Origin of the sequence: Nocardia sp., from assembly GCF_025465275.1 — a bacterium.
Classification (GTDB): Bacteria; Actinomycetota; Actinomycetes; order Mycobacteriales; family Mycobacteriaceae; genus Nocardia.
In genome coordinates this window covers 79,857-102,393 of the sequence record NZ_JAODNK010000006.1, presented here as the reverse complement: position 1 = coordinate 102,393, position 22,537 = coordinate 79,857, and the positions used below count along the sequence as shown (strand labels likewise).

The 22,537-nt window shown below is 65.1% G+C and carries 27 protein-coding genes; 11 read left to right on the top strand and 16 right to left on the bottom strand.

Annotated features, from left to right (window positions below; translation table 11 throughout):
* Together rpsB and tsf are read left to right on the top strand one after the other, a co-directional pair.
* Nucleotides 1-548 (top strand): 30S ribosomal protein S2 (rpsB, locus tag JWN03_RS02240; RefSeq protein ID WP_297608887.1); only part of this gene is annotated, 548 nt, incomplete at its 5' end.
* Between the two features lie 101 nt (nucleotides 549-649).
* Entirely contained in the window at nucleotides 650-1,474 is an 825-nt protein-coding gene (gene tsf, locus JWN03_RS02235; RefSeq protein ID WP_297608884.1) for a translation elongation factor Ts, read from the top strand.
* Between the two features lie 103 nt (nucleotides 1,475-1,577).
* Here tsf and JWN03_RS02230 read toward each other — a convergent pair whose 3' ends face one another.
* Both JWN03_RS02230 and JWN03_RS02225 read right to left on the bottom strand, forming a co-directional pair.
* A complete protein-coding gene (locus JWN03_RS02230) occupies nucleotides 1,578-1,814 on the bottom strand; it encodes a hypothetical protein (protein WP_297608881.1) in 237 nt (78 codons plus the stop codon).
* A gap of 123 nt (nucleotides 1,815-1,937) precedes the next feature.
* Nucleotides 1,938-2,327, bottom strand: coding sequence for a hypothetical protein (locus tag JWN03_RS02225; protein WP_297608878.1), 390 nt, complete (start codon nucleotides 2,325-2,327; stop codon nucleotides 1,938-1,940).
* Here JWN03_RS02225 and JWN03_RS02220 point away from each other — a divergent pair.
* The 4 genes from JWN03_RS02220 to JWN03_RS02205 all read left to right on the top strand — a co-directional run bounded on the left by JWN03_RS02220 (nucleotide 2,326) and on the right by JWN03_RS02205 (nucleotide 4,975).
* Nucleotides 2,326-2,472: a hypothetical protein gene (locus JWN03_RS02220; RefSeq protein WP_297608875.1), complete on the top strand. Its 147-nt coding sequence runs from the start codon at nucleotides 2,326-2,328 to the stop codon at nucleotides 2,470-2,472. The genes JWN03_RS02225 and JWN03_RS02220 overlap by 2 nt on opposite strands.
* Before the next feature lie 130 nt (nucleotides 2,473-2,602).
* On the top strand, nucleotides 2,603-3,337 hold the full coding sequence (gene pyrH / locus JWN03_RS02215) for a UMP kinase (RefSeq protein ID WP_297608872.1): 735 nt from the start codon (nucleotides 2,603-2,605) through the stop codon (nucleotides 3,335-3,337).
* 37 nt (nucleotides 3,338-3,374) lie between these two features.
* On the top strand, nucleotides 3,375-3,932 hold the full coding sequence (gene frr / locus JWN03_RS02210) for a ribosome recycling factor (protein ID WP_297608869.1): 558 nt from the start codon (nucleotides 3,375-3,377) through the stop codon (nucleotides 3,930-3,932).
* A 113-nt stretch (nucleotides 3,933-4,045) separates the two neighbouring features.
* Nucleotides 4,046-4,975, top strand: a complete 930-nt coding sequence (locus JWN03_RS02205; protein ID WP_297608908.1) for a phosphatidate cytidylyltransferase — start codon at nucleotides 4,046-4,048, stop codon at nucleotides 4,973-4,975.
* A 17-nt stretch (nucleotides 4,976-4,992) separates the two neighbouring features.
* Here JWN03_RS02205 and JWN03_RS02200 read toward each other — a convergent pair whose 3' ends face one another.
* Entirely contained in the window at nucleotides 4,993-5,442 is a 450-nt protein-coding gene (locus tag JWN03_RS02200) for a pyridoxamine 5'-phosphate oxidase family protein (protein ID WP_297608866.1), read from the bottom strand.
* A gap of 120 nt (nucleotides 5,443-5,562) precedes the next feature.
* On the opposite strand from JWN03_RS02200, the gene JWN03_RS02195 reads away from it, so the two are divergent.
* Together JWN03_RS02195 and JWN03_RS02190 are read left to right on the top strand one after the other, a co-directional pair.
* On the top strand, nucleotides 5,563-6,480 hold the full coding sequence (locus tag JWN03_RS02195; RefSeq protein WP_297608861.1) for an AraC family transcriptional regulator: 918 nt from the start codon (nucleotides 5,563-5,565) through the stop codon (nucleotides 6,478-6,480).
* 90 nt (nucleotides 6,481-6,570) lie between these two features.
* Nucleotides 6,571-8,268 carry a metallophosphoesterase gene (locus JWN03_RS02190; RefSeq protein WP_297608858.1) on the top strand — a complete coding sequence of 566 codons (1,698 nt, stop codon included), beginning with the start codon at nucleotides 6,571-6,573 and terminating at the stop codon, nucleotides 8,266-8,268.
* Here the strand turns inward: JWN03_RS02190 and JWN03_RS02185 are convergent.
* On the bottom strand, nucleotides 8,265-8,582 hold the full coding sequence (locus tag JWN03_RS02185; RefSeq protein ID WP_297608855.1) for a LapA family protein: 318 nt from the start codon (nucleotides 8,580-8,582) through the stop codon (nucleotides 8,265-8,267). The two genes, JWN03_RS02190 and JWN03_RS02185, sit on opposite strands and share 4 nt — an antisense overlap.
* Nucleotides 8,583-8,757: 175 nt before the next feature.
* On the opposite strand from JWN03_RS02185, the gene rlmN reads away from it, so the two are divergent.
* Nucleotides 8,758-9,870, top strand: a complete 1,113-nt coding sequence (gene rlmN, locus JWN03_RS02180; RefSeq protein WP_297608853.1) for a 23S rRNA (adenine(2503)-C(2))-methyltransferase RlmN — start codon at nucleotides 8,758-8,760, stop codon at nucleotides 9,868-9,870.
* 23 nt (nucleotides 9,871-9,893) lie between these two features.
* On the opposite strand, the gene JWN03_RS02175 is transcribed toward rlmN, so the two are convergent.
* Complete coding sequence (locus JWN03_RS02175; RefSeq protein WP_297608850.1) at nucleotides 9,894-10,904, bottom strand: zinc-dependent alcohol dehydrogenase family protein; 1,011 nt, start codon at nucleotides 10,902-10,904, stop codon at nucleotides 9,894-9,896.
* Nucleotides 10,905-10,999: 95 nt separating this feature from the next.
* Between JWN03_RS02175 and JWN03_RS02170 the strand changes: the two genes are divergently transcribed.
* The gene (locus tag JWN03_RS02170) at nucleotides 11,000-11,923 is read left to right on the top strand and encodes an AraC family transcriptional regulator (protein WP_297608847.1); all 924 of its coding nucleotides are present in this window, start codon (nucleotides 11,000-11,002) and stop codon (nucleotides 11,921-11,923) included.
* Nucleotides 11,924-11,927: 4 nt separating this feature from the next.
* Here the strand turns inward: JWN03_RS02170 and JWN03_RS02165 are convergent, their stop codons facing one another.
* From JWN03_RS02165 to JWN03_RS02135, 7 genes are all read right to left on the bottom strand, one after another.
* Nucleotides 11,928-13,472 (bottom strand): MFS transporter, encoded by a 1,545-nt coding sequence (locus tag JWN03_RS02165; protein ID WP_297608843.1) that lies wholly within the window; start codon nucleotides 13,470-13,472, stop codon nucleotides 11,928-11,930.
* A gap of 61 nt (nucleotides 13,473-13,533) precedes the next feature.
* A complete protein-coding gene (locus JWN03_RS02160) occupies nucleotides 13,534-14,319 on the bottom strand; it encodes an alpha/beta fold hydrolase (RefSeq protein WP_297608839.1) in 786 nt (261 codons plus the stop codon).
* A 63-nt stretch (nucleotides 14,320-14,382) separates the two neighbouring features.
* Complete coding sequence (locus tag JWN03_RS02155; protein WP_297608837.1) at nucleotides 14,383-15,621, bottom strand: RNA polymerase sigma factor; 1,239 nt, start codon at nucleotides 15,619-15,621, stop codon at nucleotides 14,383-14,385.
* Nucleotides 15,618-15,938 carry a YciI family protein gene (locus JWN03_RS02150; RefSeq protein ID WP_297608834.1) on the bottom strand — a complete coding sequence of 107 codons (321 nt, stop codon included), beginning with the start codon at nucleotides 15,936-15,938 and terminating at the stop codon, nucleotides 15,618-15,620. Before JWN03_RS02150 ends, JWN03_RS02155 begins: the two co-directional genes overlap by 4 nt.
* A gap of 74 nt (nucleotides 15,939-16,012) precedes the next feature.
* A complete protein-coding gene (locus JWN03_RS02145) occupies nucleotides 16,013-17,260 on the bottom strand; it encodes a type II toxin-antitoxin system HipA family toxin (protein WP_297608831.1) in 1,248 nt (415 codons plus the stop codon).
* Nucleotides 17,257-17,562, bottom strand: a complete 306-nt coding sequence (locus JWN03_RS02140; RefSeq protein ID WP_297608828.1) for a helix-turn-helix domain-containing protein — start codon at nucleotides 17,560-17,562, stop codon at nucleotides 17,257-17,259. The genes JWN03_RS02145 and JWN03_RS02140 overlap by 4 nt, the downstream gene beginning before the upstream one ends.
* Before the next feature lie 170 nt (nucleotides 17,563-17,732).
* The gene (locus tag JWN03_RS02135) at nucleotides 17,733-18,305 is read right to left on the bottom strand and encodes a TetR/AcrR family transcriptional regulator (protein WP_297608825.1); all 573 of its coding nucleotides are present in this window, start codon (nucleotides 18,303-18,305) and stop codon (nucleotides 17,733-17,735) included.
* A 167-nt stretch (nucleotides 18,306-18,472) separates the two neighbouring features.
* Here JWN03_RS02135 and JWN03_RS02130 point away from each other — a divergent pair, with 167 nt between their 5' ends.
* The gene (locus JWN03_RS02130; RefSeq protein ID WP_297608822.1) at nucleotides 18,473-19,303 is read left to right on the top strand and encodes a class I SAM-dependent methyltransferase; all 831 of its coding nucleotides are present in this window, start codon (nucleotides 18,473-18,475) and stop codon (nucleotides 19,301-19,303) included.
* On the opposite strand, the gene JWN03_RS02125 is transcribed toward JWN03_RS02130, so the two are convergent.
* From JWN03_RS02125 to JWN03_RS02110, 4 genes are read right to left on the bottom strand one after another with little or no spacing between them, the layout of a single operon-like run.
* The gene (locus JWN03_RS02125) at nucleotides 19,288-19,860 is read right to left on the bottom strand and encodes a YbhB/YbcL family Raf kinase inhibitor-like protein (RefSeq protein ID WP_297608819.1); all 573 of its coding nucleotides are present in this window, start codon (nucleotides 19,858-19,860) and stop codon (nucleotides 19,288-19,290) included. The genes JWN03_RS02130 and JWN03_RS02125 overlap by 16 nt on opposite strands.
* A complete protein-coding gene (locus JWN03_RS02120) occupies nucleotides 19,857-20,402 on the bottom strand; it encodes a LeuD/DmdB family oxidoreductase small subunit (RefSeq protein WP_297608906.1) in 546 nt (181 codons plus the stop codon). Before JWN03_RS02120 ends, JWN03_RS02125 begins: the two co-directional genes overlap by 4 nt.
* A gap of 8 nt (nucleotides 20,403-20,410) precedes the next feature.
* Nucleotides 20,411-21,658, bottom strand: coding sequence for a 3-isopropylmalate dehydratase large subunit (locus tag JWN03_RS02115; protein WP_297608816.1), 1,248 nt, complete (start codon nucleotides 21,656-21,658; stop codon nucleotides 20,411-20,413).
* Between the two features lie 3 nt (nucleotides 21,659-21,661).
* Entirely contained in the window at nucleotides 21,662-22,537 is an 876-nt protein-coding gene (locus tag JWN03_RS02110) for an isocitrate lyase/PEP mutase family protein (protein WP_297608813.1), read from the bottom strand.

The following is a 22,537-nucleotide window of genomic DNA, read 5'->3' as shown; positions in this document are numbered from 1 at the left end:
AGCAGACCGGTGGCTTCGACGGTCGCACCAAGAAGGAAATCCTCATGCTCACGCGTGAGAAGAACAAGCTCGTGCGCACCCTCGGCGGCATCCGGGACATGGCCAAGGTTCCGTCGGCCATCTGGGTCGTCGACACCAACAAGGAGCACATCGCCGTCGGTGAGGCTCGCAAGCTGAACATCCCGGTCATCGCGATCCTGGACACCAACTGCGATCCCGACCTGGTCGACTACCCGATCCCGGGTAACGACGATGCGATCCGTTCGGCCGCGCTGCTGACCCGTGTTGTCGCCTCCGCTGTCGCCGAGGGCGTGCAGGCTCGTGCCTCGCGTGCAGGTGGCGATTCCAAGCCCGAGGCCGGCGCCGTCAACGAGCCGCTCGCCGAGTGGGAGCAGGAGCTGCTGTCTTCGGCGACTCCGGCTGTCGAGACTGCCGCTGAGAACGCTGCTGCCGTCGAGGCCGAGGCTGTTGTCGAGGCTCCCGTCGAGACTGCGGCCGAGGCCGCTGTGGCCGAGGTTCCCCCGGCCACCACCCCGGCTGACTTCTGAGTCGCGACAACGAAGTTCGTTCACCCTGCCGCCCCTTCCTGTTTGGAAGCGGGCGGCAAGGTGTGACCACCACATTCCAACACTGAGGAGGCTCGCCCAACATGGCGAACTACACCGCCGCTGACGTGAAGAAGCTTCGCGACCTCACCGGCTCCGGCATGATGGACTGCAAGCGGGCGCTCGAGGAGACCGACGGCGACTTCGAGAAGTCAGTCGAAATCCTGCGCATCAAGGGCGCCAAGGACGTCGGCAAGCGCGCTGAGCGCTCCACTGCCGAGGGCCTGGTTGCCTCGCTCGACGGCGTCATGATCGAGATCAACTCCGAGACCGACTTCGTCGCCAAGAACGCGGAGTTCCAGGAGCTGGCCAACACGATCGTCGCGGCCGCCGTCAAGACGCGTCCGGCCGACCTGGATGCGCTCAAGGCTGTCGACCTGGGCGGCAAGACCGCCGACCAGGCCGTGCAGGAGCTGGCCGCCCGTATCGGCGAGAAGCTCGAGCTGCGTCGTTCCGTCGCTTTCGACGGCCCGGTCGCGACCTACCTGCACAAGCGCGCCACCGACCTGCCGCCCGCCGTCGGCGTGCTGGTCCAGTACACCGGTGACAGCGAAGCTGCCGCCGATGCCGCCCGCGCAGCCGCCATGCAGGTTGCCGCGCTCAAGGCCAAGTACGTCACCCGCGACCAGGTTCCCGCCGACCTCGTCGAGAAGGAGCGTTCGATCGCCGAGGCGACCGCGCGCGAAGAGGGCAAGCCCGAGGCCGCCCTCGCCAAGATCACCGAAGGTCGCGTCAACGGCTTCTACAAGGACGTTGTCCTGCTGGAGCAGTCGTCGGTCACCGACAGCAAGAAGACCGTGAAGCAGCAGCTCGACGAGGCCGGTGCCACCATCACCGCCTTCGCTCGCTTCGAGGTCGGCCAGGCCTGATCGCCTGACAAACCCGAAAGGCCCCTCGCCCATCGATTTTCGATGAGCGAGGGGCCTTTTGCGGTCTATGCCCCGACGGTCGCCGGGCGGTCGTCAGGGCGCGTCAGAGCGGTGCGCAGGCGATTGCCCAGGGTGGGCAGCTGGAGCTGCCCGACGTGAGGTAGGTGACGAGCCTGTTGAGGAAGAAACTGCTGCCGGTTGCGGCGGAGCCACTGTAGGTTTCGGATGCGCCGACCGGCTGCGGCGTGATTTCGGCGGCGGCCTGGCCGGCGGTGGCCAGGGCTGTGGCGAGGACAAAGGCCGCGAATCCGATTCGGAGGGAACGGGTTTGGGGGGTCATAGGCCGGACAATATCTGAAATGTATTGACTTCAAAGCTGATCCAGCGCCGATGATTTCATGGTCTGGACGGATCCCCCCGAACCCCTGATCCCTAGGGAGGCGACAAGTGTCGACAGTACTTGTCAGGCGGGAGGAAGGTTCCCGCAGACCGTGCTCGCGCAGCCCCCGCTTCCTGCGGCACTGACGATCGGACCGAGCAGGTTTCGAGCCAGCCAACCGAGTGGCGTGTCGCGGGTGGCGTTGGTGGCAGCGGCGCTCAGTGGGCTGAAATCGGGAAGACCAGCCGCCTGTTCGGCAGCGCTGAGTGTCCAGAGTGCGGATAACGGCAGTTGGGCCGAGCCGATGGCTGAACTGGTTCCCGCGGAGCCGGAACCGGCCGGTGTCGTCGTATCTACGGGTGCGACCTCGAGGGGAATTTCCGCGCCGGCGGCGCCGGCCCCGGCGACGAGCGTAGAGGTCAATGCCAGGGCGGCGAGTCCGCCGGCGATGGCCCGGTGTGAGAAGAGCGTCATGACCGAGATGGTATTTGAAATCCTTGCGTTTCAAAGCGTTTCGCGTCTCGCGAGGCCCGCTGATCAGGCGGCTGCCGACCGGATTGCCGTACAGTTGGACCGCGCGCAGCATGCCCCGAATATCTCGAATTCGGGCGCGGTATAGAGGGTCGCCGCATCGTCGTGACCGCTCGTGGTGCAGGATAGAACAAGTTTGTTGCCGTCCCGTGCAAAGCGTGCGCCGGGGTGGCCTTTTCATGTGCGTGGTTACGCGACTGCCGAGGACAAGGAGACCGATGACGGACCCCGATACGGCGCCCGACCGCAAGGGTTATCGCCGAGTGCTCCTCAAGCTGGGCGGCGAGATGTTCGGCGGTGGCCGAGTCGGTCTCGACCCGGATGTGGTGCAGGCCGTCGCCGAGCAGATCGCGGAGGTCGTCGAGGACGGTGTCCAGGTGGCTGTGGTCATCGGCGGCGGTAATTTCTTCCGCGGCGCCGAGCTCGAGGAGCGCGGTATGGAACGCGCCCGCTCCGATTACATGGGCATGCTCGGCACTGTGATGAACAGCCTTGCGCTGCAAGACTTTCTGCAGAAGCAGGGCATCGACACCCGGGTGCAGACCGCCATCACCATGGGCCAGGTCGCCGAACCGTATCTCCCGTTGCGCGCCAAGCGGCATCTGGAGAAGGGCCGGGTCGTGATCTTCGGCGCCGGGATGGGTATGCCGTACTTCTCGACCGACACCACCGCCGCGCAGCGTGCGCTGGAGATCGGTGCGGAGGTCGTGCTGATGGCCAAGGGGGTCGACGGCATCTTCGATGCGGACCCGCGAGAAGACCCGAACGCCAAAATGTTCACCGAGATCGGCTACCAAGAGGTCTTGGAACGTGGGCTGAAGGTGGCCGACGCCACCTCGTTCAGCCTGTGTATGGACAACCAGATGCCGATGCTGGTGTTCAATTTGTTGACGAAGGGCAATATTGCCCGTGCCGTCGCCGGTGAGAAGATCGGCACGCTGGTCCGTTCGTGACCGGTGGAAAGAACGATGACGCTGTGGAGGAAACGCCGTGATTGAAGAAGCGCTCTTCGACGCCGAGGAAAAGATGGAGAAGGCCGTCTCGGTGGCGAAGGACGACCTGGGTTCCATTCGGACCGGTCGCGCGAATCCGGGCATGTTCTCCCGGGTTGTCGTGGACTACTACGGGTCGCCCACGCCTATCACCCAGATCGCCGGTATCAGCACGCCCGAGCCGCGCATGCTGATCATCAAGCCGTATGAGCAGAGCCAGCTGCAGCCGATCGAGACCGCGATCCGCAATTCCGATCTGGGTGTGAACCCGACCAACAATGGCGACATCATCCGCGTGCAGGTCCCGCAGCTGACCGAGGAGCGGCGCCGCGAGATGGTCAAGCAGGCCAAGTCCAAGGGTGAGGACGCCAAGATCTCCATCCGCAATGTGCGGCGCAAGACCATGGAGGAGCTCGGCCGGATCCAGAAGGACGGTGAGGCCGGCGAGGACGAGGTCGGTCGCGCCGAAAAGGAACTGGACAAGACCACCGCGAAGTACGTCGCCGCTATCGACGAACTGGTGAAGCACAAGGAATCTGAGCTGCTCGAGGTCTGAGTCGCTCGAATCTGACACGGACGGCCGGCGATGCCCGGCCGGGGGTAGGGACGAACGGACGACAAGTGAGCGACAGGACAATCGTGGCCGAAGAAACTGCCGCCACCGATGCGGTGACACCGCCCGGCGAGGGGACCGCGGGGGCGGTGCCGTCGGCTGTTTCCGAACCGGCACCACCGGCTACCGAGCCGGAGTCACCCGAGGCAGCGGTCCCGGCCGCGCCCGCCTCGAAGGCCGGGCGCAATCTGCCCGCCGCGCTGGCGGTCGGCATGAGCTTGGGCCTGTCGCTCATCGCGATTCTGCTGTTCGCGCCCAAGGTGCTCATCGGCGTGATCGCCGCGGCCATCGCGGTCGCGACCTGGGAGGTGGCCAAGCGACTGCGTGAGGCCGATGTCCTGGTGCCGCGGATTCCGCTGCTGGTAGGTGGTCAGGCGATCGTCTGGCTGGCCTGGCCGTGGGGTCCGCAGGGTGTGCTCGGGGCCTTCGGTGCGACGGCGCTGGCGGTCATGGTGTGGCGGCTGTTCGATCATGGTCTCCGGGCGACGCCTCGAAACTATTTGCGCGACACCGCGATCAGTATTTTCGTGCTGGCCTGGATCCCGCTGCTGGCGTCTTTCGCGGTGCTGATGCTGCAGCAGGACGACGGCAATCTGCGGGTGCTGACCTTCATGGTTCTGGTGGTCTGCTCGGATGTCGGCGGCTATGTCGCGGGTGTGCTTTTCGGCAAGCATCCGATGGTTCCGCACATCAGCCCGAAGAAGTCCTGGGAGGGCTTCGGCGGTTCGCTGGTCTTCTGCGTCATCGGCGGTCTGCTGACCGTGACCCTGCTGCTGCAAGCCAATTCGATGATCGGCGTGCTGCTCGGTGTCGGCCTGGTGCTGGTCGCCACCACCGGCGATCTCATCGAATCGCAGGTCAAGCGCGAACTCGGCATCAAGGACATGGGCACCCTGCTGCCCGGCCACGGCGGCATCATGGATCGCCTGGATTCCATGCTGCCGTCCGCCTTCGTGGCCTGGCTGGTACTGACCGCGCTGCTCTGAGTTCCTGCTCCGAGTTGCTATGAAACGTCGAGCGCGGTGCCGTACAGCCGCGCCACCTTGATGGCGATCACGACCCGCCCCTCGGCTCGTTGCTCGGCCAGGAACGCCGCCGCGTCCTCCGGGTACCCGGAGGACGCGGCCGGATACCCGGCGTAGGCGAGCAGCTCCTCGGGACTATCCGATACCTCGGCGTCGCCTTCGGCCACTGCGAACGACCACACATCGGGTCCGCTGACATGCAGCGAGACCCGGGAGTCATTGCGCACCTGCTTGGCCTTGAGCCGTTCGGCCGTGGTCGAGATGTGGATGACGCGCTCGGTGGGATCCCAGCGGTAGAGGACCGTGGACATCGCCGGATGCCCGGAGCGCTTCACCGTCGCCAGTACTCCGAACTGCTGTGCACCGATCAGCGTGATGAGCTCCTCCTCGGTCAGCGAGCGCGGAGCGGGACCCTGGTTCTTGCTCATGTGAATCTCCTGTCGGGGCGTTCTCGGTGTTGAACTCACTGTATGAGCGGGAGCGAAGACGATAAATGATCGACCATCTTGCCTCGATGTCCAATCGTCTTGCCGGATAGGATTTTCGGCATGGACGTTCTCAGTGAGGTGCTGGCCACCGCACGTACCGGCAGCCCCGCGTCCGGCATGTTCGTGCGGCATGCGCCGTGGGGCCGGGGGTACCCGCGCATCGAGGGCGCCGGATTCCATATCGTGCTGCAGGGCACCTGCTGGCTGACCAGGGCTGACGTTGATCCGATGGCGCTCGGTGTCGGTGATGTGGTGTTCATGCCGCGTGGTGTCGCGCATGGTCTGGTCGATCAGCCCGGCACCCCGCTCACCGAAACCGCCGGTCCCGCCGATATCCGCGTCATCGACGGACCGGGCCCGGTCGCGACTCTGCTGTGCGGCTCCTACCAATTGGCCAGTGACCGCACCCACCCGCTATTGACCGAACTCCCTGAGGTAGTGCACATTCCGGCTCGGCTGGGCAGTCACCCACCCCTGCGTGCCGCCGTCGAGTTGCTCGCCGCCGAACTCGATGATCCGCGTCCCGGCGGTGATGCCGCGGTGCCCGCCCTGCTGGATCTACTGTTGCTCTACATCCTGCGCGCCTGGTTCACCGAGGTCGCGGCGCACGAAATCTCCGGCTGGGCAGCGGCTTTCGCCGATCCCGGCATTTCTGCCGTACTGCGTGGCATCCACGAGAACCCGGAGCACGGCTGGACGGTGGAGTCGCTGGGGGAGCGGGCCGGTCTCAGCCGCGCGGCCTTCGCCAAGCGCTTCACCCTCATGCTCGGTGAGCCGCCGCTGTCCTATCTGACCCGCTGGCGAATGATCACCGCCGCAAGACTGTTGCGCGAGACCGATTCTCCCCTGTCGAGCGTGGCCCGCCGTGCCGGATACGGCTCGGAGTACGCCTTCGGCAAGGCTTTCAAGCGCGAATACGGCATTGCGCCCGGTCTATATCGCAAGACGGGGGCTGATCTGCTGCTGGCCGGCGTGTGACCGCCCGTTCTGTTCATCCCGGTGTCGGCAGACCGTAAGGTTTCCCCGTTTGGATGACGTGGCCATCCCCACGAAGACAAGGGTCCCTCGATGCTGAATCCTCCCGGCCTGGTGCCCCGCACGGGCATTCCCGCCGCTCTGGCCGCGCATATGACGATGGCCGAGCAGTACGACTGGCATCGGTCGTTCCTGCGCCGGCATGCGGTGAGCCGCCGTTCGTTCCTGCGCGGGAGTGCGGCGGCGGCCATGGCGGCAGGCGCTCCGTTCGGCCGGGTGGGCTACGCCTACGCCGATGACGCACCCCTCGGGGTGGCGGGCAGGCACGTCGGCTACGGCCCGGATGCCGCCAGCCAGTTGCGGTTCTCGGCCCAGCTGTCGCGGAATCCTCAGGGCGCCAAGGTGTTTCTCGATCACGGTCCGACGCCCGCGCTGGGCGCGACGGTCGAGGGTGAGGTGCGCAATCTGGTGACCCAGCTGCCGCGTACCGACGGGGGAGTACTGGCCGCGGAGCAGTTCTACGTGCACGCGTCGGTTGATGATCTGCCCGGCCGCATGCCGCACTTCTACCGCTGGCGCAGCTCCTATGGCTTTGCGGGCGAGGTGGTTTCGGCGAATACAGCCATGCCGAGCTCTCGCGCGGCGTTGTTGCCGTTCCGCTTCACCATGGTCGGAGACCAGGGTGTGGACGATGCTCCGGCGCAGCCCGGCGGCATGCCCGCGGGCGCGTATCGCAACAAGTACGGCGAGGGCGATGCGCCGGGTTCCCGCAATGCCGAGAACATTCAGCGCCAGATCGTGGGCTCCGCTCCGGAGTTCCACATCCTCGCCGGTGACCTCTGCTACGCCGACACTTCGCACGGCGGTGGCCCGGATTGGTTCGTGCCCAATGGAACTGCGCCGCGCCCGGACATCGACGCCTACAACCCGTTCGTATGGGACACCTATCTGCAGGCCATCGAGGGCAGTGCCGCGCGGGTGCCGTGGATGTTCGCGACCGGCAATCACGATATGGAGGCCGTGTACGGCAACCACGGATACGGCGGCCTGCAGGCGCGTTTCGAGTTCTCCGGAGGTGATCCGCTGGTCGGCGGCGGTGCGCCGGGTTGCCCGTCGGTGTATTCGTTCCGCTACGGCAATGTGGCGGTGCTGTCCCTCGACGCGAACGAGGTCAGTTATCAGGTGCAGGCCAATCTCGGCTATTCCGGTGGGGCACAGACGAGTTGGGTGGAGCGCACGCTGGCCGCCTACCGCGCCGACCCGAATATCGATTTCATCGTGTGCTTCTACCACGAGTGCGCGTACGCGACCGGCATCGGCGGCGCGAGCGACGGCGGCGTACGCGGGGCCTGGTCGGACCTGTTCGACAGGTACCGCGTCGATCTTGTACTGCAGGGCCACAATCACAATTTCGAGCGCACCGATCCGCTGCGCGCCGGGCAGCCGACCAAGGCCGCACCCGACAACTCGATCGTCTATCCGGATACCGACGGCACCACCTACTACGTGGTCGGCGGTGGCGGCGCGGCGCACGGCGTCTTCCCCGGCGGCGAAAGTTACCGCGGCAATGTCGCGCCCGATACGACCCCCGTGCAGAGCACGCTGTGGGGCGCCGACGGCAAGGACCAGAAGGAAACGGTCGCCTGGTCCCGAGTGCGTTTCAACCGTTACTCGTTCATCCGGGTAGACGTGCGCCCGGGCGTGTTCTCCAGCGAAATGGATGTGACAGCCGTCGACGAGTTCGGCCGCGAATTCGACCGCATCACTTATCGACGACTGGTCACCCGTTAGACGTTCTTCTTGGCTGCGCGGCGCAGCTGCAGGATGCGGTAGCCGCCGACCAGTGCTGTGACCAGTGCGCCGGAGATGACCGCAAGCAGCACGAGCACACCGATGGGCAGGTTCCAGGTCCACCCGAACAGTGAGACGCTGGCCTGTTCCAGGTTCTGCAGGATGAAGATCAGAAGGACGATCCCCAGGACGGCGGCAAAAACGAGGCCGATCCACGCGTAGCCCGCGCGGGTTTTGAGGACGCCCTTGTTCTTGCTCTTGCCTGTACTGGGGGTCGGCTCCGACCCGGCGGTAGGTACGGCGTCGGTGGTCATTGCTTGATCATTGCCGATTGCTATGACCGGTGCACGTATATCGCCCCTTATCTCCGGTATGTCGTTCATGCCCGGTATTAGCTGGGTCACTGTCGCCGAGCTCACGGTGACTGTGATGAGCGCATCCCACCCTGCGCGCCCGAAAGGGCGGCTCGGATGGAACACTGGAAGGGTTATGACTGCCACCCCCTTGCCCCTCGTGTTCGACGCCCCTCGCCGTGGTCTGCCGCCGCGGCATCTCGCCGACCTCGATCCGCAGGAACGCCGGGCGGCCGTCGAGGAGCTCGGCCTCCCCAAATTCCGGGCCGATCAGATCGCCCGCCAGTACTACGGCCGCTTGGTGGCCGACCCGGCGTTGATGACCGATCTGCCGGAGGCCATGCGCGCCAAGGTGGGCGAGGCCCTCTTCCCGCCGCTGCTCACCGAGGTCCGCAATGTGGTCTGCGATGACGGCAGCACCCGCAAGACGCTGTGGCGCGCGGGCGACGGCACGCTGCTCGAGAGCGTCCTCATGCGGTACACCGACCGCAATACCCTCTGCATCTCCAGTCAGGCCGGCTGCGGTATGGCCTGCCCGTTCTGCGCGACCGGACAAGCGGGCTTGACGCGCAACCTGTCCACCGCCGAAATCGTCGACCAGGTGCGCGCCGCCGCGGCCGCCCTGCGTGACGGTGAAGTTGCCGGTGGTCCCGGTCGCCTCTCGAACATCGTCTTCATGGGTATGGGCGAGCCGCTCGCCAATTACAAGCGCGTGGTGAACGCGGTCCGCCGCATCACTTCTCCCGCTCCCGACGGCCTGGGCATCTCTCAGCGCAGCGTGGTGGTCTCCACCGTCGGCCTGGCCCCGGCCATCCGCAAACTCGCCGACGAGGACATGTCGGTGACCCTCGCGGTCTCCCTGCACACCCCCGACGACGAGCTTCGCGACACCCTGGTCCCGGTCAACAACCGCTGGCCCATCGCCGAAGTCCTCGATGCCGCAAGGTATTACGCCGACAAGTCCGGCCGCCGCGTCTCCATCGAGTACGCCCTGATCCGCGATATCAACGATCAGCCCTGGCGCGCAGACCTGCTCGGCAAGAAACTGCACAAGGCCCTGGGCTCCCGAGTCCACGTGAATCTCATTCCGTTGAACCCGACCCCGGGCAGCAAGTGGGACGCCTCCCCGAAACCCGCTGAGCGCGAATTTGTTCGCCGCGTCGTGGCCCAGGGCGTCACCTGTACGGTGCGCGACACCCGCGGCCAGGAAATCGCCGCCGCCTGCGGCCAGCTCGCCGCCGAAGGCTAGCGAGACCTGCTCGGCGCTTGCCGTCAGTGCCGGACGGTGACGACGATTTTGCCTGCCTGCTGGTTGGATTCGAGATATCGATGGGCTTCGACGATTTCGGTGAGGTCGAAGGTCCGATCGATAATTGGGGTGAGTGCGCCGTTGCGCAACCCATCGACGATGAATGTTTCTGCGCGGCAGGCTCGTTCGGTGTCGGCATAAACGTGGAAGACCGCGTAGCCGTAGATGTTGATCGGCCACCACATCGGTAGTGGAGTGGTGCGGGTGTCGAGCGATCCGTAGACGAGGAAGATGCCGTCGGGTGCGAGGGCGCCGGCCAGGTCGGGCAGTCCGGGTCCGGCGACACCGTCGAAAATGATCCGTGCGCCCTTGCCGTCGGTGAGTGCGCGGATCTGTTCCGCGACAGCGCCATTGTCGCTGGCGATGACATGTTCGGCGCCGGCGCTGCGGAGCCGATCGGCCTTCTTGCCGGTGCGGGTGACGGCAATCGGTGTGGCGCCCAGGTAGCGCGCGATCTGCAGGGCTGCCATGCCGACGCTGCTGGATGCCGCGGTGACGACGACAGTGTCGCCCGCGCGAACCCGGCCGACCTCGACAAGGGCGCCGTAGGCGGTGAATGCCGAAGTCCAGACCGCGGCGCCGGTGATCGCATCGATATGAGCGGGACGATGCAGCAACCGATTCGCCTCCACCAGTACGCGGCTCGCGTACACGCCGTGCTCCGACATCCCTTCATCGGTCGGCTTGGCCACGATGCTGACCGGGTCGCCGACGGCGAATCCGGCAACACCGGACCCGACGGCTTCGATGACCCCGGCTGCTTCGTTGCCCAGCCGGGAGTGGGGCAGCACGGCGTCGTAGTAATAACTCCCGGCCCGAAGTAGCGCCTCGCCGCGATTGAGCCCGATGGCGTCGACCCGAACCCGAACCTGCCCTGTGGTGGGTTCGCCGATCTCGAGCTCGGTCAGGCGCAGGACCTCCGGGCCACCGAGCTCGTCGAACAGTACAGTCTTAGCCTTCGTCATTCCATCCATGAGACGACCGTAAATCTCCGGCATCGGATGAAAAATGGTCTGTTGTCTGAATTTCTTGTCTGATCGTCTGATCAGACCGGTGATACGTTCTTTCCGTGGACGTTCTCAGCGATGTGCTCGCCGCCATGCGGGCGGGCCAGCCATATGCGGGCCGCAGCACCTGCCGAGCTCCGTGGGGTGTGCGCTTTCCCGCCAGCGATGCCGCCTGCTGTCACATCGTGCTGCAGGGTGGATGCAGCCTCGTTCCGGCTGACGGGTCGCCGGTCGTGACCCTGGGGGTCGGGGACATTCTGTTCACCGGACCCCGGCATGCCCATACGTTGGCCGACCAACCCGGCAGTCCCGCTGTGGAATTCGAGCCGAACCGGGGGAGCGGCTACTCGGTGGTGGAACTGGACATTCCCGGCCCGGGTGCGGTCACCGAAATACTGTGTGTCTGCTACACATTCGACGTCGTCCGTCCCCATCCACTGTTGCGAACCCTGCCGCCGGTGATCCATCTGCCGGCCCGTATCGGCGAACACCGTGCGCTCCGCGCCACGGTCGACATGCTCGGCAGTGAACTGCATCGCCCGGGCTCCGGCACCGACGCCATCCTGCCCGCGCTCATCGATATGTTGCTGCTGTACGTGCTGCGCGCCTGGCTCGATGAAGACGCTGATCGCACCACCACCGGCTGGGCCACCGCCCTCACCGATCCGGCGATTGCCACTGCGCTGCACCTCATCCACCGGCAACCGGAAAACCAGTGGACCGTAGAGGAATTGGCCAACCACGCCGGAGTCTCTCGCGCGACTTTCGCCAAGCGCTTCACCACCGTTGTCGGCCAACCACCGCTGACCTATCTCACGTGGTGGCGAATGATCACTGCGGCCCGGCTACTGGATCGCACCGACAGCCCGATTCACACCATCGCTCAACGCTGCGGATACAGCTCGGAATACGCGTTCTCCAAAGCATTCAAACGTGAATACGGCCTTCCCCCAGGCCAATACCGCCGCCAACAGCAACCCGTGTAGATCATCAGGTGTTGTCCGGCTGAATCTTGTTGCTGGGCAGGGCCTGTCGAAGCTCGACGATGGCCAGGGCTGCCAATGCGATGAAGACGACTGCGCCGATGGCGGCCACTGTGTGCAGCCCGGTGGTGAATGCCGTTCGGGCGGATTCGAGTACTTCGTAGCGCAGGGTGGGCGGCACGTCATGGGCGACTGTTATTGCGCCTGCGATGCTTTCGTGTGCTTGACCGGCGGGTATCGGGGGTAGTGCCATGGGGGCGGGCATATGCGCGCGGTATACCGCTGCGCCGATACTGCCCAGCACCGCAACGCCTGCGGCCACTCCGAATTGGCCTCCGGTCTCCGCGGTTGCTGATGCGGAGCCTGCCATTTCGGCCGGTGCTGCTCCGAGCACGAGGTCGTAGCCCAGTGCCAGGCCCGGTCCGATGCCTGCCATGGCTATGGCGAAACCGATGATCAGCGCGGGTAGGCCGGTGGTGGTGTTCACCTGGGTGATGAGGGCGTAGCCGAGTGCCGCGACGGTCAGGCCCGCGGCGGTGATGTAGGCCGGGCGGATTGTCCGGGCCAGGGCGGGGCCGAGGCCGATGGTCAGCAGCATGGCGACTGCCGGTGGCACCATCCACAGTCCGGCTCGGAGCGTCGAATAGCCGAGCACCGTCTGCAGATACAGATTGATCATCAGGATGCTGCCGCCTTGGACGGCGCCGACCAGCAGGCTGAGGGTGAAGGCGCCGCGGAAGATTCGGTTGCTGAACAGACGCAGTTCCAGGAGAGGCTGCTGGAGTGTGCGCTGCCGCAGCACGAATGCGCCGAAGACGAGGGCGCCGAGGGCGACACTTGCCCAGGCCAGGGGCTGGTGGGTGTTGCGAGACAGTTCGGTGATTCCGTAGACGGTCGGCAGGATTGCCGCCAATGACAGCGCGACGCTGAGGATATCGAGCCGCCCGGCGTCGGGGTTCCGGTATTCGGGCAGCAGCAGTGGGCCTGCGATCAGCAGCAGCAACATTACCGGCACTGCCAGGAGAAACACCGAGCCCCACCAGAAGTGCGCCAGGAGAACACCACCCGCGATCGGGCCGATGATGGCGCCGCCCATGAAGCAACTGGTGAAGGCCGCCACTGCTGCCGCACGTTGTTTGGGGTCGGCGAACATGGTGCCGATCAGCGCCAGTCCGGAGGGTGCGAGGGTCGCACCGGCCACGCCCATCAAGGCTCGCGCGGTGATGAGCATCCCAGGACTTGCCGCATAGGCCGCGAGTACCGAACACGCGCCGAAAGCCGCTGCACCGCAGAGCATCAGCCGTCGGCGGCCGATGCGGTCGCCGAGCGTTCCCATGGTGATCAGGAATCCGGCGATCATGAATCCGTAGATATCCAAGATCCACAGTTGCTGGCTGCTGTTCGGCGCCAGGTCCGAGGCGAGTTTCGGTAGTGCGAGATTGAGGACGCTGAAGTCCACCGAGATCAGCAGAATGGGTAGTGCGAGTACCGCCAGCCCGAGCCACTCGCGTCGCCCCGCTCTAACCGTCGTAGGTTCGTTGGTGATGTCCACAGAAGTCCTTCCATCGGTTGCACTCAACCGACGAACAGGACGTCCGTGAACGGACTGACAGTCAATGCTGTTGCAGGAATTGGTCTTTCAGCGCGAGGGCCACTACTTCGGGCACGATGTCGTGGTTCTGCCCGGCGAGCACCTGCAAGCGGAAGAGGGCATTCGCCGAGGCGATCGCCGCCGCGGATTCATGCAGCAGTGGTGGACTCTGCTCACCCACCATGACGACCGTCGGCACCGACACCGCTGCCGCCGAGTCGGCAGGTCGCACCACTCCGCCGAGGATGGTCATCTCATAAACCAGCGTGTGCGCCATTGCCTCCAGCGCCGGCCGGAACGGCGCATTACGCAGCTGGGAGACAACAGATTCCGGTATTCCGATCACGTCGGTCTGGAACAATTCCACCGCCGCGCCGCGCTGTCCCGCCGCGACCAACCGATCCAGCCGCTCGGCAAAGGGCTCATCCGCGCGGATCGGCGGCGGCTCGTAGAGCGCGAGGCCGCTCACCGGAACCCCGGCGGCCGTCGCCGCCAGCGCGAGCACCGCGCCGGAGGAGTAGCCGAAGACCACAGGCGCGCTGGGCGCTTGCGCGACAATGGCAGCAAGGTCGGCGATTTCGGCATCGACGGAGTACACCGGCGCATCGCCGCTGCCGCCCCGCCCGCGCCGGTCGTAGCTGAATACCGTGAAATACGAGGCCAATTCGACCGCGAAGGTCTGGTGGGTCGATCTGTCATTGAAGGCTCCGAGCACGAGGACCAGTGGTGGCCCGTCACCCAGCCGATCGAAGGCGATGACGGTGCCGTCCGCGGAGACGACCTTGCCGGTGTGCGGTTCTGGACTCATGGTGAACTCCTAGGTATCGGGTCGATGTGTTATGCCGACGAACGGCATGACCCGATCCGGACATCACTGCGAGAGTTCCTCGAGTCGCAGGGTGAGATACCGGCGCTCGGCATCGGTCGCAACCAGGTCCAGCGCCCGCCGATAACTGGCGGCCGCCTCTTCGGACCTACCGAGCCGCCGCAGCAGATCGGCCCTGGTCGCGGGCAACAAATGGTTTTCGGCGAGCGCCTTCTCGGCCTCCAGATCGGCCAAAAGTGCGAGTCCCACGTCCGGTCCGTCCGCCATAGCGATCGCCACAACCCGATTGAGCCGGACGATGGGCGAGGGCACCAGCCCGACGAGATGGTCGTACAGCCCTGCGATCTGCGCCCAGTCGGTCTCCGCGGCGGTCGGTGCGGTCACATGGCAGGCCGCGATTGCCGCCTGCACCCGATATGGACCCACCGGCCCGCGCGGCATCGCGCTGTCGAGAATCGTTGTGCCCTCGGCAATCCGGCCCCGATCCCACTTCGATCGATCCTGGAATTCGAGCGATACCAACGCTCCGGCGTCGTTCACCCGGGTCGTGCGCCGCGCATCGTGCAGCAGCATCAATGCCAGCAGCCCCTGCGCCTCCGGCTCATCGGGCATCAATTCGACCAGCAGTCGCTGCAGTCGAATCGCCTCGGCGCTCAGACTCTCCCGGATCATGTCGGCGCCGATCGTCGCCGAATATCCCTCATTGAAGATCAGATACAGCACCCCGAGCACCGCGGTCGTCCGCTCCGGCAGCAGATGCGCGGGCGGTACCCGATACGGAATGCCCGCATTCTTGATCTTCGCCCTGGCCCGCACGAGCCGCTTCGAGAGTGTCTGCTCCGGCATCAGGAAGGCCCGCGCGATCTGCGCCGTGCTCAGCCCGGCCAGTGTCCGCAGGGTGAGCGCGATCTGCGATTCGAACGCCAACGCCGGATGACAGCACGTGAAAATGAGCCGCAGCCGATCATCGCGAATCTCCTCCGCATCGAACAGGCCGGCGTCCGAAGGTGGTGTCAGCACCGCCAACTCCCGTAATTTGGCCCCGCCCACCGTATTCCGGCGCACGCGGTCGATGGCGTGATTGCGGGCCGTGGTGGTCAGCCAGGCCCCCGGCTTGCGCGGCACCCCAGCCCGGGGCCACACCTGCAGCGCGGTGGCGAATGCCTCCTGCGCCGCTTCCTCGGCCAGCTCCCAGTCGCCGGTCACCCGAATCAGCGTGGCGACAATATGCCCCCGCTCACTGCGGAACGCCTCCGCCACCGCGGCATCGACCTCGGCGTTCACTGCACCATCAGCGGTCGAACCTCGATCGCCCCCAGCGCCGCCGCCGGATGCCTGGACGCAATATCGATAGCCTCATCCAAATCAGCACACTCGATCAACGCCGCCCCGCCGATTTGATCCTTCGTCTCCGCAAACGGCCCATCCGACAGCAGCACCTCCGCCGCCCGAACCCGCACAGTCGTCGCATCACTCGTCGGCCGCAACCCCGTGACCTCGTGCAACACCCCCCGCTCCGTCATCTCCCGCGCCCACGCCGAGCACCCCTCCACCTCCAGCACCTTGGACTCATCGGTGGCAATCATCAGCAGATACTTCATCGCTCTCCTCCAGCTTCGACAAGCCTTCATCGATACGACGAACAGCCCCGGGTATCAAGGACAGACTCTGCGAATCAGTGCGCGGGTTGTCGCAGCTGTTCACGTCGTTCCGCGATCATTCTCGCCAAGTGCCGGGTGGTCTTGTCGTCGAATCCGATTTCGGCCACCCGGTCGATCCATGGATCTGTGGCATCGACAATGCGTGTCAGGCTGCGGTTGATGGCTCGGTCGGGGATGCCGAGGCGGGTGGCCGCCTCGGTCCACCAGCGGCGGACGAGTTTCGCATCGCGCCCGTACAGTTGCAGCGCCATGGGGTCGTTCCAGCTCAGATATGGCTGGGTGCTGAGCAGGTCGTATGCCGGTGTTGCTTCCCAGATTCCGTCGGCGTTCTGCTGGATCGACAAGTTCTTGCCGTGCAGGTCGCCATTCCCGATGAGGTAGCTGAACGCTGCGATCTCGAGCATCTGCAGGATAGTCAGCCGCTGTGAGCCGCGGCCTTCGGTGACGGCGTCGGCAAGGCCGATAATGGCTTCCTGCAACGTGATTCGGTACTTTGCGGCTGGATATCGACCGAGAACCTGGCACGCATCTTCCTGGGCCAGGCGGCGAATCCGGCGGTGCTCGACGACGCGGTCGAATCTGTCGATGAAAAGCGCTGTGCGGCCGTTTCTGTCGGTGGCGAGTTGGTGCCGCGGAACTCGTATGCCGCAGGCGCTGGCCATATTCAGAAAGAAGTTCTCGTTCTCGACCAGCAGCGGGTACTCGGGCGGATTGAGTTTGAGTATCGCCGGCCCTCCGGCGGTGGAGACCGGCGTCGAGATCATTTGCGCGGAGACCTTCACCTGAACGCCGGGCAGGGCGGTCCTGTCGAGGTCGTCGACATCGGTCGAGGTCGCGCGAGCGAACAGGGCGGTGAAATCGGCGCTCGCCGGATCGGTCTTCCCGAACAGCGGAAGTGGGGCATGCGGAACTGTTCCCGCAGGCACGACCTGCACGTCACCGATTGTGTCGGTGCCGACGGCCAGCAGAATGCTGAAGTGATCGTCCTCGCTGGTACGTGCGGCCCTGGTGATTGCAGTCAGCCGCAGACCTTCCGGAAGCAGTCCTGCGAAGAAGGCAGGGACCGAACCTCCGGTAGATCGAAAGGCACTGGCCTGCTTGGGCAATGTGAAGGCAACGGCTGGTGCTGTGGGATCGGCGAGATAGGGCTCGGCGTATGTGAACGTGACGTCGTCGCGCTCGCGGCGCAATTGTCCGGCGATGCGGTCCGCTTTGTATACGTCGGCCTCGTCGACGGTTCGGAGTTCAGCAGGTGTGGTCACAACGAACCAGTCACTGCCGCACGCAATTCGACGGTGTTGTCGGTCAGTGCTCGCGCATCCGTATGCGGCATGCTCACCAGCGCCAGTCCGAGAGTGTCCAATACGCGCAGCGTGACTGCGAGAGTCGGCGAGGCTTGTCCCGCCTCGAGAGTGCGCACCGATGACAAGCCGACGTCCGCGAGTTCTGCCACCTCGAGCTGGGTCAGTTTCAGTGCATGGCGACGGGCTGCGATGAAGGCTCCGAAGTCGGCAAGTAGGCCTGACTCGATACGCGGTCGCCTACGCGGTCCCGACCCAGTCATTTGCCCTCCTGTCATTGCTATTGCAACGCTAGTGCTGCTGGATTCTGCAATCGTTCCAGTCGGCTTGGGCTCCTGATATCTTAACGCTGCTATTTCAACGATAGTTCATCTGACGAGTGGGGTCGGGCAGATTTCTCCACTAATCGTTGCTATTGCAGCGATAGTGTCGGTTACGACTGGGTGCCGTGGGTGGCTAGTTGGCGGAAGTCGTTTGTCAGGTGGGTGGGGGCGCGGTGGAAGTCGTTGTCGATCCACCAGGCGAGTAGGCCGACCGTAGCGGCGGCGTAGAACTCTGCGACTACCTCGGGGGGTGGGGTGTTGCAGGGTTCGGTGTCGGGGTGCTGTTGCGGGAGGTGGTTCGAGAGCAGTTGGACTATGAAGCCGTGTAGGTGGCCGGTTACTACGGTGCCACCCTGTTTGCCGCAGAGTGCGCGGTAGACGCGCTGGTTGCGGTAGGCGTGGTCGAACAGGAGGGCGGCGGGGCGGTCGACCTCGATCGGCAGGCCGGCCGAATTCATGTGGGCGAAGTCGGCTTCCAGTTGCTCGCGCATGCTGTCGAAGGTGGCGGTGAGGAGGGCTTCTTTGTCGCGGTAGTGGACGTAGAAGGTGGAGCGGCCGATGTCGGCGCGGTCCAGGATGTCCTGCACGGTCATGTTTTCGTAGCCCTTGTCGAGGACGAGGGCTATGAACGCCTCGTGCAAGGTTTTTCGAGTGCGGCGAATCCGGCGGTCCTGCTCGGCCACGGTTGCCTCCTCGACTTTCCGGACAACCTCTCGGCTGATGTCCGGTAGTGAACGAATGCCCGGAACTGGTTGTTGACCAGCGACTCCTCACCGACAGCATAATCGAACATGTTGTTCAGAAACATATTCGATGTTCGGCAAGCCGGTCGGGGCGAAGGAGCTTGGGCATGAAAGACACACTGATCCATACCCAGTACTCGACCGGCGTATCGCGGCGCAATATCGAGCAGGCGCTGATAGTCGCGGGGAAGGACCTCGAGCATCTCCGGCCCGAAGATCTCGCGCTGCTCGAGGACTTCCATACGATGGGGCGTTATGCCACAAGCCAATTGGTGGATCTGGTCGGGATCACCGCTACGGACGAGGTGCTCGACGCGGGCAGCGGAATCGGTGGCACCGCCCGTTTCGTCGCCGACCGCTGCCACTGCCGGGTGACCGCCGTCGATTTGACCGAGGAGTACTGCGACACGGCGCGCTGGCTCAATCAGCTTGTCGGACTGGATGATCGGATCTCCGTGCGCCGAGCCGATGTCACCGACTTGCCGTTCGCCGACGCCACCTTCCAGGTTGCCTTCAGTCAGCACGTGCAGATGAACGTGGCCGACAAGGCCAGCCTCTACCGGGAAGCGCGCCGGGTGCTGGTCGATGGTGGCCGACTTGCCATGTGGGACATCACCTCTGGTGAGAACGGCGAGCTCGTCTATCCACTGCCGTGGGCCGATCGACCCGACCTGGGCCACCTGGTCGGGTCCGGTGAATTGCGCGCCGTTGTCGAGTCCTCGGGTTTCGAGATCGAACATTGGAACGATCTCACCGACCAGGCCACCGCTCTGATGCAGGCGATACTGGCACTGCCGCCCGCACCACTCGGGCTGCACGCCTTCGTTACCGACTTCGCACAGAAGGCCGCGAACCTGACGCACGCCCTGGCTGACGGACGCCTTCGAGTCATCCAGGGCGTCGCGCGAGCAGTCGGCGCACCTCAGTCGCGTTCGTAGATGCCGGTCAGTTTTCCGCGGGCGATGACATGACCGTTGATGGCCGTGAGTGCCTCGGCGAGCGCCGACTCGTCGCCGAGTCCGCTCGCGGCATCGAGCGCAAAGAGCTGGAATATGTACCGGTGCGGCCCATGTCCGGGAATGGGCCGCGGCCCGGCATATCCACGCCGCTTGAACGATCCGACGCCGACACGAGACGTCGGGTGCGCCGAATTATCCAGTGCGAGAGCACCTTCAGGAATTCCAGTGCGGTGCGCATCGATTCCGGAGAAGAGACCGTGCACGATCGGACGTGGCAGCGGTGCATCAGGGTCCTCGATAATGAGGACGAGTTCGACCGCCGCAGCCGGCACACCGGACCATTCCAGCGCCGGTGAAACATCCGCACCGACACCCTTGCCCGCATGCCGCTGCGGGATCGCAGCCCCCTCGTCGAAGGCGGTACTGGTGACCGTAATGAGTTCTGGCGCACCAGCAGTGGCGGCCTGATGCCACGCCGTCTTCTCGATGCCTGCGCGCACGGATCGCAGTAGCCGCGCAATCGGATGTTTGATCATGCTCCGGCTCCGCTGTCAACGGGGACGGCGCCCGACCGGAACACATCGAGCAGTTCGATCGGCAAGAACCCCTGCTCGACCAGCCGGGCGAGGACACCGCCGCTGGCCAGGATCTCCAGGATGAGCGGCGGCAATGGCGGTGCCTGGCCCACCGCACTCGTGGTGTCGTTTCCGAAAGTGCCGGTGGCGAAGTCGAAGCTGCCCCGGTCGCCGTCGGAGAACATCCCGGCGACCCCGGGCACGGTGAGAGCGGGCAGGCCGGCATTGATGGCATTGCGGAAGAACAGCGAATTGAACTCCTCCGCGATCAGTGCCGCCACCCCGAGAGTGCGGAACAGTGCCGCGACCGGCCGCGAGGACCCGACGCCGAAGTTCTTGCCCGCGACGACGATATCGCCGGGTGCGACGAGTTCGGTCCAGCCCGGGCGGATTTGGTGGAAGACGTGTTTCGCCGCTTCGGGGATATCCATCTTCATGGCGAAGGCCGGGTACATGGCGTCGGTATCGATCGAGTCGCCGAAGACCCAGACCCGGCCGGTAATGCTGGTGCTCATGCGGTCACACTCCGGGGATCGGTGATGTACCCGGCAATCGCCGAGGCGGCCACGGTGGCGGGGGAGGCCATATAGATTTCGGCCTCCGTACTGCCCATGCGGCCGGTGAAATTGCGGGTGCTGGAGGTGAGGCAGACTTCGCCCGACCCGACAACGCCCATGTGGTACCCGAAGCACGCGCCGCAGGTGGAATTGGTCACCACGCCACCGGCATCGGCAATGTCCTGCAGGTAGCCCAGGCGCATGGCGTCGCGATAGACCTGCTGCGATGCCGGTGTGACCAGCAGCCGTACCCCGGGCGCGACGGACCTGCCCCGCAGGATCCGCGCGGCAATGCGCAGATCCTCGAGCTGGCCATTGGCGCAGGATCCGATGAAGGCCTGATGAATCGTGCGCCGCTCGAGCTGCGATACCGGTAAACCATTGCGGCTCACCGTGCCCGGCCGCGCGACATAGGGTTCGAGACCGCTCAGGTCGATCTCGCGAATCGCGAAGTACTCCGCATCCGCATCGGCGTCGGCGGCCTCGAAATCGTGAACGCCGCGCTCGTGGAGGAAGTCTCGAAGCACATCGTCGACACCGAAAGTGGCGAAGTCGGCCGAGATTTCGGCTGCCTGGGTAGCAATGGTGCGCCGGTCGTTGAGCGGAATACCGGCCGTCCCGGAGCCGCCGAACTCCAGATTCATATTGGTGGCGTCACCATAGGCATCGGCGATGTAGAGGAACACATCCTTACCGCTGATCCCTTCGGGCAATTGACCATTGAGTTCGTAACGGATGGTCGGCGCAACCTGGAACCAGGTGGAACCGGTGCACATGATGGAATACAGCTCGGCGGGTCCGAGGCCGCGCGCTGCGGTGTTGTACGCGCCTCCTGCACAGGTGTGTGAGTCGGTGCAGGCCAGCACTTCACCGGGCCGGGCAAGTCCGTTCTCCGCGATCACCTGATGGCAGATCCCGTGCCGTCCGACATCGAAGAACTTCTCGATCCCGAAGTCCGCGACGAACTTTCGTGCCTTCGGCCCGCCCTCGGCATCTTTGAGGGTCGGCGCCGGGACCGCATGGTCCATGACGACGGCGACCTTGTCCGGATTGTGGATCCGGCTGGGCGGTATCCACAGCGTCGCGAATTGCAGGTCGATCATGACGCACATGTCGACCTCGACGGTGACGATGTCACCCGGGCGAACCTGCGCCACACCGGTTTTCCGGGCCAGCAGATTCTCGATCATTGTCATGCCCATGGTTCAGGCTCCTTCGAAGCGGTAGCGCTCGCCGAGCTCGGACCATTCGGCCAAGCCGACCAGGTTGAAGAAATCGCCGGGACCTGCCGGCAGCAAGGGTGCGGGATCACGTCCGAGGAGTCCGGAGAGACCGGTCAGCATCGCGAATGCGGCCACTCCCAAGGGATTCGAGGGATGGATGATGATCGAGTAGCCCAGCTCCTGGAGTCGCGCGGTCGATTCGATCGGCGTCAGGCCGCCCAGCACCAGATTGATCAGGAGCGGCGCGGGCACCTCTTTCGCGATCCGCTCGATCTCGTCGATCCCCTGCGGCGCTTCGACGAAGATCACGTCGGCGCCCGCATCCGCGTACGCATTGGCTCGTTCGATCGCGGCATCGATACCCAGCGGCCCGCGCGCATCGGTGCGGGCGATCACGACGAGATCGGGATCGGTGCGGGCATCGAGCGCTGCCTCGAGCTTGACCACGAACTCGCCGGTGCTGATGAGTTCCTTGTCCGGCAGATGCCCGCACTTCTTCGGAAAAGCCTGATCCTCCAACTGAATTGCGGCAACCCCGGCGGCCTCGTACTCGCGGACGGTCCGAATGACATTCAGGGGTGCGCCGTACCCGGTATCCGCATCGGCGATGAGCGGGATATCGCCGAGCGCGCGCACCAGAACCCTTGCGCGTTCGACCATTTCGGCTTGGGTGACCAGCCCGATATCGGGCAACCCGAACCCGGAGGCCGCTACGCCCGCGCCGGTCAGATAGGCCGCCGTGAATCCGATCCGGCTCACCAGGGATGCCGAGATGCCGTCGAAAACACCTGGTGCAATGACTATCTCGGCACCGGCAATGGCGGCGCGCAACCGGGTGCGGGACTCGTGTGGACTCAT